Origin of the sequence: Streptomyces sp. NPDC101151 (assembly GCF_044768335.1) — a bacterium.
Classification (GTDB): domain Bacteria; phylum Actinomycetota; class Actinomycetes; order Streptomycetales; family Streptomycetaceae; genus Streptomyces.
Window position 1 is genome coordinate 573,218 of sequence record NZ_JBIWPP010000001.1, and the last position, 12,221, is coordinate 585,438.

Sequence of the window (12,221 nt, forward strand, 5' to 3'; positions counted from 1 at the left end):
GCCTACGCTGATCGGAGGGGGTGCGTTCGGGTGAACGGCATACCGGAAGGGGCGCCCCGATGGACGACTACCCGCTGATCGAGAACCACGGTCTGCTCGGCGATCTGCAGACGGCGGCGCTGGTGACCACGGAGGGGACCGTCGACTGGCTCTGCTTCCCGCGGTTCGACTCGCCCAGCGTGTTCGGCGCGCTTCTGGACAAGGACAAGGGCGGGCACTGCACGGTCCGGCCGGCGACCGCGACGTACACGACCAAGCAGTTGTACCTTCCCGACACGGCGATCCTGGTGACCCGGTTCATGACCGAGGCGGGCGCCGGGGAGGTTCTCGACTTCATGCCCGTGACGGGGACGACGGCCACCCCCAGCCACCGGCTCGTCCGCATGCTCCGCTGTGTGCGCGGCAGCATGACATTCGACGTCGACATCGCACCGCGGTTCAACTACGGCCGTACGGCCCACCGGTTGCACATCACCGAGCAGGGAGCGGTGTTCGCCGCCGAGAACGGTGTGGAACTCACCGTGCACCCCATCCGCGAACCGGAGGACCAGCGGCTGGTGGACGTCCTCACGGACCGGGGGGACGACCTCCACTTCACGCTGGCCCTGCGGGCGGGCCAGCAGCGCGGACTGGTCCTGGAGTCGGCGGCCGCCGGGCCGCCGAAGCAGATCCGGATCGCCGAATACCAGCAACTCTTCGACGAAACCCGCAGGTTCTGGCGCTCCTGGCTGGCCCAGTCGCAGTACTCGGGACGTTGGCGGGAGACGGTGGAGCGCTCGGCGATCACGCTGAAGCTCATGACCTATGCCCCGAGCGGCGCCCTGGTGGCCGCCCCGACGGCGGCGCTCCCCGAGCAACTGGGCGGCGAGCGCAACTGGGACTACCGGTTCACCTGGATCCGCGACGCCGCCTTCTCCGTGTACGCCCTGCTGGGACTGGGCTTCACCCACGAGGCCAGGGCGTTCATCGTATGGATAGGCGACCGGGTCAAGGAACGGGCCGGCAGCGAAGGGGACTCCGGCCCGCTCAACATCATGTACCGGGTCGACGGTTCCTCCGACCTGGAGGAGGAGATCCTCGAACACTGGGAGGGCTACGCGGGTTCCGCCCCGGTACGGATCGGCAACGGCGCCGCGACACAGCTCCAGCTGGACATCTACGGCGAGGCGATGGACAGCATCTACTTCGCGCACCGGCACGGGATCCAGCTGGGGCACCACGGCTGGACCTCGCTGCTGACGAACCTCGACTGGCTGGTCGACCACTGGGACCAGGCGGGAGAGGGCCTGTGGGAGACCCGCGGCGGCCGCAAGCACTTCACGTACGGCCGTGTCATGTCCTGGGTGGCGTTCGACCGCGCCCTCAGGCTCGCCGAGTCGAACGGCCGGCCGGCCGCGGCGGCGCGCTGGAGCAGCGAACGGGACGCGATCTACGAGCAGGTCATGACCAAGGGGTGGAGCGAGGGGCGGCGGGCCTTCGTCCAGCACTACGGCAGTGATGTGCTCGACTCCTCGCTGCTGCGCATGTCGACGGTCGGTTTCATCACCCCCGAGGATCCGCTGTGGACGTCGGCCCTCGACGCGATGGAGGAGGAACTGGTCAGCGACAGCCTGGTCTACCGCTACAACCCCGAGGCCTCGCCCGACGGCCTGCGCGGCTCGGAGGGAACCTTCTCGCTGTGCACCTTCATGTACGTCGACGCCCTGGCGCGTGCCGGGCGGATCGACCGGGCAAGGCTGGTGTTCGAGAAGATGCTGGGATACGCCAACCATCTGGGCCTGTTCTCCGAGGAGATCGACCTGACGGGCCGCCAGCTGGGCAACTTCCCGCAGGCGTTCACCCATCTCGCCCTCATCGACGCGGCCATCACCCTGAACGAGGCGCTGGGCCGGCGGTAGCCCGGACCCGGTTCAGCCGGCCGGTGGCGCGGGCCCGAGGAGCACGAGCGTGTCGCCTTCGCCCGCAGGGGCCGGCACGGCTTCGACGACGGGTTCCAGGCGGCCGTCACGCCGTAGGAGGAACAGGGCGTCGTGCCCCGGTGGACGGGGCGCCGACGCGGGCTGCAGATGGAAGCGGGCGCCCCGCTCGTGGCGGGCCGCCAGGGCATGACGGACCAGCTCCGGGCCGAAGAGGGTGCGGCCCGGGGTGTAGGGGGCGACGACGCCCCGGCTGTCGGGCGGCGGGCCGACACGGTAGACCGGCCCCTCGACGCTGTCCTCCATGAGGATCGAGGCGAGCGCGTTGAAGTCGTCGTCGTCCGTGAGCAGGAAGACCGAGGTGACCCCCTCCAGCCGGGCTTGCGGGTCGGTGGCCACGGCCATCAGCTCCCCGGCGGCCAGCTCGATGCCCGCCTCCTCGATCCGCTTCCTCTCCTGTGCGGCCCCCGCCCACATCAGCACGTCGAGTCCGGCGCCGCGCAGCGATCGGGCGAGATCGACGACCCAGGGCTCGCCGCCCACCAGGAGCGGGCGCGCACGCGCGGAGCGTGTGATGCCCAGCCGGCCGGCGACCGGCCGCGCCGTGAGCGCGTAGAGCACGACCGTTCCCACGATCACCAGGAAGGTGACGGGAAGGATCTTGCCGGCGCCGCGCAGCCCCGCGGAGACGAGCGAAGCGGAGAAGGTCGTGGCGGTGGACGCGGCCACGATGCCGCGCGGTGCCATCCAGCCGATGAAGGCGCGCTCCCGGGGCGCGAGATCCGTCCCGTAGGTGGACAGCAGGGCCACCAGGGGTCTGACCACCATGACGAGCACGACGACGAGCACGAGCGTGGGCAGCAGCACCGGAACGACGGACTTCGGTGTCACCGTGGCCGAGATGGAGATGAACAGCAGGCCGATGATCAGCTGGACGAGCGTCTCGAAGAACGGCCTGCGGGCGGGCATGTCGAATCCGGGCAGGTTCGCGACGGTCAGGCCGGTGACGATCGCGGCGATGAGTCCGGTGTCGTCGAAGGCCATGTCGCAGCCCGCGGCCACCACGACGACGGTGGCCAGCTGGGCGAGCGTGCCGAGCGTCTCGCCGAGACGGAGCCGCCGGAGGGTGAACCACAGCAGCGCGGCGCCGACCGCGCCACCGAGGAGTCCGACGGCGATGCCGGTGAAGAACGAACCGAAGCGGAAATGGCCGGTCTGGAGTCCGCCCGTGACGATGGAGTGGAGGACGACGGCGCCGAGGATGCCCCCGACGGGATCGATCAGGGATCCCTCCCACATCAGGACCCGTCGCACCTTGTCGGAGGGCCGGACGTGCTCCAGCAGCGGACCGACGACGGTCGGCCCCGACACCACGAGGATCACACCGATCATGCTGGCCACGGCCGCCGGCACACCGAACAGGGCCGGCCCGAGGCTGAGGACGGTCGCCCACGTGAGCAGCACTCCGAGCACCATGAGCCGGACGACGACGCTGCGTGTCGCGCCCTTGAGATGGCGCAGGTCCAGTGCCAGCCCGGCGTCGTAGAGGATGAGCGCCACCGCCACCGACACCAGGGGGGAGAAGGCCGGCCCCACCAGCTCGTCGGGGTGGACGACGTCGGTCAGGGCTCCGGCGGCGAACCCGGCCGGCAGCAGGAGGATCAGTGCCGGCATCCGCAGTCTGCTCGCGAGGATCTGGCAGCCGACGGCGAGGGCCACGGTCAGGCCGATGCCCAGCAGGAAGTCGTTCTCCGTCACCGGGCCCTCATCACCCTTCGGAGGGTGTCCGGGGGTGCGGTCCCACTACGAGGTCAGTTCTCGCCACCGGCCCCACCTCGCCGCAGATCGGCGTCGGTGAGGCTCTCCAGCTCGCCCTGGGTGTCCAGCCAGTACAGCAGGGCGACCGCCGGGACGATGAGCACGGCGGCGACGAGCGTGACCACCCCCAGCCAGCGCAGTGTGGTGTGCGCGCCCGCGCCCTCGGCGACGGTCAGTGAGGTCGGGACGAGATAGGGGCGCTGCGCCATGCCCCAGGCGATGATCGCCGACGCGACCACGCCGACCGCTGTGACCCGGGACCAGGCCCCGGAGGGACGCATCAGCAGCCAGGCGGTGGCGAGCGTGCTCAGCGCCGCCACGACGACGAAGACGAGCCCCACGCCGTGCGTGAGCCCGTGCCACACATGAGGCGCGTCCCCATGGGTGACGGCCGACGTGATGACGGCGAGGGCGGCGACGACGGCCAGCGCGCCCAGTGCCCGCCGCCGGAAGTAGCCGTCCAGGTCCGGCTCGGCGAAGCGCCGGGCGTCCGCGGCGAGGAACACCGCGCCGAGCAACGCCGTGGTCGCGATCGCGAGCAGACCGAACAGCAGCGAGGTGGGGTTGGCCCAGGCGTCCGTCGACGCCTGTGTCGTGGAGGTCACCCGGCCCGAGGCCACTCCCCCTGCCGCGGCACCGAGGAAGAACGGCGTCAGGAGCGACGAGATGGCGAACACCGCTCCGTACAGGCGCCGTCCGGCCAGTCGCTGGGCGGGCTTGCGCAGGGCGAAGCCGGCGCCGCGCAGCACGATGCCCACGGCGGCCAGCGCCAGGGGCAGCCACATCGTGGTGAACAGCTGCTGGAAGAGGACGGGGAAACCCGTCCACATGATGACCAGTACGAAGATCAGCCAGACGTTGTTGACCTCCCACACGGGAGCCATCGCATGGTCGATCAGCGATCGCGGCCGCTTGCCGCGCTCCGCTCCGCCCGCGGTCAGGTCCCAGAAGCCGGCGCCGTAGTCGGTGCCTCCGGCGCAGGCGTAGGCGGCGATCGCGAGCAGCAGAACTACGGCGATGACTCCGGCGATCACGGCCGGCTCCCCGCGGAGCGCGGTCCGTACGGTGTGTACGTCTCCGGTGTGTCCTTCTCCGGGGTGTCCCCGGGGCTGCGGGGTCCCCCTGCCTCGTCGGCGAGCCGCCAGCGGGTCCGCATCTTCAGCAGCATCACGAGGAACGACCCGAACACGAAGACGTACACCGCGATGATCAGGCCGAACATGATCCACAGGCTGGTGGAGCGCGTCGCCGTCACCGCTTCGGCGACCCGCATGTTCTGGTAGACGATCCACGGCTGGCGGCCCACCTCGGTGGCGATCCAGCCGCACTCGACGGCGACGACGGAGGCCAGGCCGGCCACCGCCGCGCACCGGAAGAACCAGGGTGAGGCGGGCATCCGGCGGCGCAGCACCCACATCGCCGCGTACCAGAGCGCGAGCAGTACCAGCACGGAGCCGATCCCGACCATGATGTCGAAGGCCCAGTGGGCGATGGTGGCCTGAGCGGCCGTCGGCCGGTCGCTCGCGGGCACCGAGGTCAGCCCGGTCACCTTGGTGTCCGCGTGGAACCCGGCGAGGATGGAGTCGAGCTGCGGGATCCGGATGCCGCCGGAGATGCTCCCGTCCGGGTGCAGCCTGCCGAAGAGGTATTCGGGCACGTGCGTATCGGTCTTCCAGACGATCTCCATGGCGGCGAACTTCACGGGCTGTTTGTGGAAGACCTGCCGGGCGATGGAGTCACCGAGCACGAACTGCACCGGTGTGAGCACCGCGGCCAGCGTGAAGGGGATCGTGAAACCGAGCCGGTGATAGCGGTCCCGGCGGCCGCGCAGCCAGCCGACGGCGTAGACGCCGGCCACGACATAGCCCGCCGTCAGGAACATCGCCACGACGAAATGCCAGTACTGCGGACCGAACATGGGCGTGAAGATCGCCTTCCAGATCTTCACGTCGACGGGATTGCCCGCGGAGTCGAGGGTGAAGCCCCGGGGGGTGTTCATCCACGCGTTGGCGGCCAGGATCCCGAAGGCGCCGAGCAGGGCCGCGAAGGGCAGGGGGAGTCCGAGCAGGAAGTGGGTGCGGGAGGGAAGCCTTCGCCAGCCGTAGAGATAGATGGCGATGAGGACGGCCTCCAGGAAGAAGGCCCAGGCCTCGACCCCGAACCCGATGCCGAAGACATCGCCCCACCGGCCCATCATGCCCGGCCACAGCAGCCCGAACTCGAAGGACAGCACGGTGCCGGTGACGACCCCGATCGCGAACTGCACCGCCATGACGGCCGACCACCGGCGCGCCAGCAGCAGGGCCGTCGGGTCGTCACGGCGCAGTCCGTAGCCGTGCATGATCAGCGTGATCAGCGGCAGTGCGACGCCCAGGGGCACCAGAATGATGTGGGAGGCGAGGGTGAAGGCCATCATCGATCTGGCCGGGAGCGTTTGCGCCGGCACGTCCGCCAGCAGCAGGACCATGTGCATATGAGTCTCTCCGGGGCCGACGCGAGTGGGGTGGGTCAGCCGCCGGTGGCGAAGCCCGGGAAGAGGGTCATCCCGCCGTCCACGTAGAGAGTCGTGCCCACGACGTAGTCCATGAGGTCGGAGGCGAGGCCGACGACGGCATGGGCGATGTCCTCGGGGTCGCCGATGCGGTCGTAGGGGATCAGCCGCAGCAGATCCGTCCGGGCCTCCGGTGTCTCCCAGGCGCTGCGGTTGATGGGGGTCTTGATGGCGCCGGGGGCGACCGCGTTCACGCGGATCTTCTTCGGGGCGAGTTCCTGGGCCAGCGTCTCCATCATCATCCCCACCCCGCCCTTGGACGAGGCGTAGTTGACGTGCCCCGCCCACGGGATGATCTGGTGCACCGAACTCATGCAGATGATCTTCCCGGCCGCGCGCGAGACCTCGGGGACGACGCCGCGCCGCAGGAACTCCTTGGTCGCCTCACGGGCGCAGAGAAACTGCCCGGTGAGGTTGACGTCCAGGACCTTCCGCCACTGGGCGAGCGTCATGTCGGTGAACGCGGCGTCGCGCTGCAGTCCGGCGTTGGCGACCAGGATGTCGATCGTGCCGAACTCCTGGACCATCCGGTTCATCATGGCGACGACCTGGTCCTCGTCGGACACGTCGGCCTCGTGTGCCGCCGCCCGCACACCGAAGGACGCGATCTCCTCGACCACCTGGTCGGCCTCGTCGCGGCCGCTGACGTAGTTCACGACCACGTCGGCCCCGGCCCGGCCCAGGGCGACCGCCGTCGCCCTGCCGATTCCGGAGTTCGCGCCGGTGACCAGCGCCTTCTGGCCCTTCAGCAGATGCGGCGGGATCACACCCTGGGGTGCGCCGTCGGGGGAACTCACGATGACTCTCTCTCCTCCACTGCGTGGCCCGGGTCAGCCGGGCCGCGGCCCGGAGGTTCAGGCGCCACACAATCACCGTGAAAGAACACCGGCACGCCGAGTGTGCCCGGGTACGGCTGTCCGACTGAGGATCTTCGCCCGGTCGGAGGCAGGCCGGCAGCCGTCGGTCAGCCCAGCCGCTCCACGAGGTGATCACCCACGCGCAGGGCGTTCGCGATGGCCGTCAGGGACGGATTGACCGCGCCGATGCTCGGGAAGAAGCTCGTGTCCACGACGTACAGGTTGTCCAGGTCGTGGGCCTTGCAGGTGACGTCCAGGGCCGAGGAGGCCGGGTCGGTGCCGAACCTCACCGTGCCCGCCTGGTGCGCCGTGGCGCCGATCGGCATGCCCTTGTGCAAGTAGATGCTTCGGGACAGCAGATGGTGCTCGTGCATCCCCAGGTGACCGAGCATGTGCTGGAGCTTGTGCCGCAGCCGCGTGAGGCCGGCGATGTTGTTGGTCTCGTCCAGCGCCAGACGGATACGGCCGTCGCCGTCCAGGGTGACCCGGTTGTCGGGCTGGGGCAGGTCCTCTCCGCACAGCCAGAAGTCGACGGCGTGGTGGGCCAGGACCTCGAAGGGCATGTCCGGTGCCAGCGCTCCGGCCCAGCGGGGGGCCTCGCCGTGGATCTGGTCGGCGTCCGACTTCCCGAGCATCTGTATTCCGCCGAGGGGGTAGTCCCAGTCGTCCGCGCCCAGGTACCAGTCGTGCAGAGCGAGGGTCTTCTGGAACTGGGTGTCGTTGGGCTCCTTCGAAATGGCCATCAGGGCGAGGTTGTTGTGCCGCATGTAGTACCGGCCGACCACGCCGGAGCTGTTCGCCAGCCCGGCCGGGTGCCGGTCGTTCGCCGAAGCGAGCAGCAGGGCGGCGGAGTTGACCGCACCGCAGGCCACGGCCACCACGTCCGCCGACCAACGGGTCTCCCCCTCGCCCGGCAGCTCGGCGACGACCGCCGTGACGCTGCGCCCAGTCGGATCGGTCTCCAGCCGCGTCACCCGGGCGTTGGTGATCATCTCGACGTTCGGATGCTCCAGTGCCGGTTCCACACAGATGACTTGGGCGTCGGACTTGGCCCGCACGAGGCACGGGAAACCGTCGACCCGGTTGCAGCGGATGCAGACGCTGGCGTGGGTGGCCCGCCCGTTCTCGTCCTGGGTGAGGTTGACCCCGATGGGCAGGTGGAAGGGATGCAGTCCCTGCTTCTCCAGGTCGTCGCTCAGCTGCTGGATGCGCGGCTCGTGTTCGACCGGCGGGAACGCGTACTGGCCGCTGCACGGGCCTTCCCACGGGTCCTCGCCGTGCCGGCCGTGCACCAGGTAGAGGTGTTCCGCCTGTGTGTAGTACGGCTCCAGGTCCTCGTAGCGCAGCGGCCAGGCGGGAGAGAGGCCGTCGTGGTGGCGCAGTTCGCCGAAATCCTCGGGCCGCAGCCGGAACAGGGCCGCGCCGTAGAACTTGGTGTTGCCGCCGACGTAGTAGTTGACCTCGGGCGGGAACTCGTTGCCGTGTTTGTCGAGCCAGAACTCCGGTGCCCGGTACTTGCCCCTGACGAACACGGCCGTCGAGTCCCAGTTGTCGCGCTCGCGCGGCAGGTAGTCGCCGCGTTCGAGGATGAGGACCCGTTTGCCCGACGGTGCGAGCCGGTGGGCGAGCGTGCCGCCGCCGGCGCCGCTGCCGATGATGATGATGTCGTAGTGGGGGGAGTCGCCCACGGCGACCACCGTCCTTGCCTCTGCGGCCCGGACGTCGCCGGGACCTGCCACCGCCCTTGGCCCCTCTTCGAACGTATACGTACTACGGCGAAGCGGCACCTGGAACTGCCCGCGCCCGGCACGGTCACAGGACGGCGATCGGGTTCACCGGAGAGCCGGTGGCCGCCGGCAGCCGGAGCGGGGCGACCACGCACAGGAAGTGCCAGCGGCCCAGCTGTTCGCACACCGGCACCAGTTCCTCGAAGTCCAGGTAGTCCATCAGGTGCAGGCCCATGGCGTGCACGGCCAGTACGTGGACCGGAAACGGGACCTCGGCCACCGCGCTGGGGGCCGTGTCGTTGTTCCCGTCCGAGCCCAGAGCGGCCACGCGCCGCTCGGCCAGGAAGGGCATGGCCTCCGGGTGCAGGCCGGCCCGCGCCTCGGCCGCGTTCCAGGCGCCGAGGCTCCGGCGCCGGCGCCGGTGTCCGACGCGTACGAACAGCAGATCGCCCGGGCCGACCGTGACCTCCTGGGCGGCCTCGGCGGCGGTGAGGTCGGCGGCGGTCACCTCGTCGCCGGGATCGAGCCACGGCACGCCCCGCAGGCGCGGGATGTCCAGGAGGACACCGCGGCCGACGATGCCGTCCCGCACCAGGTCCAGCGTGAGTGCGCCGGCGCCGTCGGGCGTCACGCTGCTCGCCGGGACACCGCCGTGGAGTTCGCCGTCGAAGATCACGTGGCACAGCGCGTCGAGGTGGCTGTCGACGTCGCCGTGCACGTTCATGGCGAACCGGTCGCGGGCGAAGTGCAGCCCGGGGGCGTCCGTCTCGCCCGGCGCGGGTGCGGTCATCCGGTGCGACGCGGGCTCGCGGTCGTCCAGGCCGGGTGTGGTCTCGATCGGGGCGGCCATCGACACCGTGCGTCCGTACCGGACCCCGGCGGCGGCCGCCACCACCCGCTCGGGGGTGATCCGGTCCAGCGCACCTCGCGGGTGCGCCCCGCCGTCCGGAGCCTGGTCCCGCAGCCGGCGGTACAGGTCGCGGAAGGCCGCTTCGGACATGGCGTGCGCCGCCGCGGGACTTGCGGGTGCGGGTCGGTGCGTGGTCATCGCGGTCTCCTCTTCGTCGGACGCTCAGGGCTGTCGTCCCAGGTGGCGGCGGGCCGGGCATCCGGCGGACCGGCCGGTACGCCCACCGGCGGCACGGCGCGCCCGGGGGGCAGCAGCTCGATGGTCACGAAGCCGATCACGGCGGCGAGGATCACCACGGGAATCATGGCGGCGCTGCCGAGCACCAGGACGACCAGCACCACGCTGCTGACCGGGAGTCGCAGCGCGGCCGCCGCCGCGGCCGCCATGCCCGCCGCCAGACCGGGTACGACGCCCAGGCCGGGCAGCGGGGCGAGCAGCACTCCCACCGCGGCACCGAGGAACAGCGAGGGGAAGACGGGGCCGCCCCGCAGGCTGCCGAGACACAGCGCGTACGCCGCTCCCTTGCACAGCAGCACGGCGACCAGAGCACCCGCGCCCCAGGAGTGGGGATCCGCGACCATCTGTGCCATCACGGCCTCGCCGGACGAGGCCACGTCCGCGGGCGACCGGTCGACGGCCAGCGTGTACACCGCGGCGCACGCCCCGGCGGCAAGGGCGCAGAGCACCGTGTGGGCGACCGGCCGCCGCACGACGAACACCGCGGCCAGGCGCCCCGTGGACAGGATCACGTGGATGGCGACGGCGATACCGACGGCCATGACCATCGACCAGAGCACGTCTCCCGCGTCGAGGCGGGGGAAGGGGACGCCCGGTTTCAGCGACAGGCTTCCCGTCGACAGGCCGGTCCAGTGACCGAAACCGGTGAACACCAGCGACCCGATCCCGCTCGACAGAAGCGCCGGCAGCATGACCGCGAACAGCTGCGGGCCGCCCACACCGGCCACCTCGATCAGGATCACCCCGCCGACCAGCGGATTGCCGAAGATCGCGGACAGGGCCGCGGCGGCACCGGCCGCGCCGAGAAGAGCCCTGTTCTGCGGTGTCGCCGGGTCGCGGGCCAACTTCCTGAACCACAGCGCGAGACCGCCCCCGAGCGCGATCAGCGGGGCCTCCGGGCCGAGCGTGGCGCCGAGCGGCAGGCTGGCCGCGGCCGCGAGGATCACCCCGGGCAGGGCGGCCGGTGCCATTCCCGCGGCGTGCAGACCGGCGGCGGGAACGTGTCCGCCCGCCCCCGGCAGCCGCCTGACGACGAGACCGACGACGAGACCGGCGAGCGCCAGCAACGGCAGTGGCCACCACCACGGAGGAACGCTCCAGCCCAGATCGGCCGGCAGCCGGTCCCACAGCAGGTGTTCCAGCGCGTGCAGTCCGGCGAGGAACCAGAAGGCCGCCAGGGAGACCGGGACACCGATGATCGCCGAGTGCACGAGTGCCTTCTGGTACGCGGGAGTGCGCAACATCTCCCGCAGCCGGTCGGCCTCTTCCGGCTGTGCGGGGACAGCGGGGGCGGCGGACGGATCCGACCGGGTCACGGCACCCTTCCTCCCGCGTCGGTCTGGGATGTCGCGCCTGTGGGCCGCGAAGCCGTCGGCGCCCCCCTCCAGCCATTGCAGCACTCGGCCGAGGGGCACGCATTCTCGGACGGCGGCACGGCGGCACGGCGGCACGGCGGTGGCCGGCCGGTGACGGCGCCGGTGGTGGCACCGGGACGGGCCGGTCCGGGTGTCCGCCCGGCGCGGGCTCCTCCTCACCCGGCGTGCAGGCAGCGGCGGTGGCCCCTTCACTGGGAGGGAAGGTCCGTCACGGCAGTCACGGCAGTCACGGCAGTCACAGGAGGCGCGGAATGGCAGGACACTGGACACGGGGTGCGGCGGGTACGGTCCTGGCGGTGGTCGTCGCGGTCGCGGCGGCCGGGTGCTCGGACTCCTCGGGCCCGTCCGGTGGCGCGAGCAAGGCGGCCTCGGCTGCCGCCTCCGCCGCCTCTTCCCTCGCCTCCCAGGCGTCGGAGGCGCTGGCCTCGGCGTCGGCGGAGGCCAAGCAGAAGCTCGACGGGGTCAAGAACGGGGTGAAGGCCAAGGACGACGTGACGCTCGGCGCCCCGACCCCCGGCAGCGACGGCCGGGCCGAGGTGAGGGTGACCGCCAAGAACACCGCCGACTCCGCCAAGTCCTTCGCCGTCCAGGTCAACTTCACCGACAAGGGCGGCAATCTGCAGGACGTGGTCGTGGTGACGGTCAAGGACGTGGCGGCCGGCGCCACCGGCGAGGCCACGGCCGCCAGCCACCGCAAGCTCAGCGGCGACGTCCATGCGGTGGTCGGCTCGGCCCTGCGCTACTGACCGTCCGGGCGGCCAGGTGCGACGACGCCCGACTGCCCGGCGGGAAAAGGCAGTTGATCCACCGGCAGGGCGGCTGGTCCGCC

9 protein-coding genes are annotated in these 12,221 nt (G+C 71.2%); 2 read left to right on the top strand and 7 right to left on the bottom strand.

All coding sequences use genetic code 11. The features are described 5' to 3' along the window. The first annotated feature begins 59 nt into the window (after positions 1 to 59). A complete protein-coding gene (locus ACIRU3_RS02745) occupies positions 60 to 1,898 on the top strand; it encodes a glycoside hydrolase family 15 protein (protein ID WP_404050306.1) in 1,839 nt (612 codons plus the stop codon). 12 nt (positions 1,899 to 1,910) lie between these two features. Here the strand turns inward: ACIRU3_RS02745 and ACIRU3_RS02750 are convergent, their stop codons facing one another. The 7 genes from ACIRU3_RS02750 to ACIRU3_RS02780 all read right to left on the bottom strand — a co-directional run bounded on the left by ACIRU3_RS02750 (position 1,911) and on the right by ACIRU3_RS02780 (position 11,260). Next, complete coding sequence (locus tag ACIRU3_RS02750) at positions 1,911 to 3,674, bottom strand: cation:proton antiporter (protein ID WP_404050309.1); 1,764 nt, start codon at positions 3,672 to 3,674, stop codon at positions 1,911 to 1,913. Between the two features lie 53 nt (positions 3,675 to 3,727). After that, entirely contained in the window at positions 3,728 to 4,768 is a 1,041-nt protein-coding gene (locus ACIRU3_RS02755; protein ID WP_404050311.1) for a cytochrome d ubiquinol oxidase subunit II, read from the bottom strand. After that, a complete protein-coding gene (locus ACIRU3_RS02760) occupies positions 4,765 to 6,207 on the bottom strand; it encodes a cytochrome ubiquinol oxidase subunit I (protein WP_404050314.1) in 1,443 nt (480 codons plus the stop codon). The genes ACIRU3_RS02755 and ACIRU3_RS02760 overlap by 4 nt, the downstream gene beginning before the upstream one ends. Positions 6,208 to 6,242: 35 nt before the next feature. After that, positions 6,243 to 7,082 carry an SDR family oxidoreductase gene (locus ACIRU3_RS02765; RefSeq protein ID WP_404050315.1) on the bottom strand — a complete coding sequence of 280 codons (840 nt, stop codon included), beginning with the start codon at positions 7,080 to 7,082 and terminating at the stop codon, positions 6,243 to 6,245. Between the two features lie 167 nt (positions 7,083 to 7,249). Next, positions 7,250 to 8,830 (bottom strand): GMC oxidoreductase, encoded by a 1,581-nt coding sequence (locus tag ACIRU3_RS02770; RefSeq protein ID WP_404050318.1) that lies wholly within the window; start codon positions 8,828 to 8,830, stop codon positions 7,250 to 7,252. Positions 8,831 to 8,954: 124 nt separating this feature from the next. Beyond that, on the bottom strand, positions 8,955 to 9,869 hold the full coding sequence (locus ACIRU3_RS02775) for a cyclase family protein (protein WP_404050559.1): 915 nt from the start codon (positions 9,867 to 9,869) through the stop codon (positions 8,955 to 8,957). Between the two features lie 44 nt (positions 9,870 to 9,913). Continuing rightward, positions 9,914 to 11,260 (bottom strand): chloride channel protein, encoded by a 1,347-nt coding sequence (locus ACIRU3_RS02780; protein WP_404050561.1) that lies wholly within the window; start codon positions 11,258 to 11,260, stop codon positions 9,914 to 9,916. Positions 11,261 to 11,643: 383 nt separating this feature from the next. Between ACIRU3_RS02780 and ACIRU3_RS02785 the strand changes: the two genes are divergently transcribed. Further along, on the top strand, positions 11,644 to 12,138 hold the full coding sequence (locus tag ACIRU3_RS02785) for a hypothetical protein (protein ID WP_404050321.1): 495 nt from the start codon (positions 11,644 to 11,646) through the stop codon (positions 12,136 to 12,138). The last annotated feature ends 83 nt before the right edge of the window (positions 12,139 to 12,221 follow it).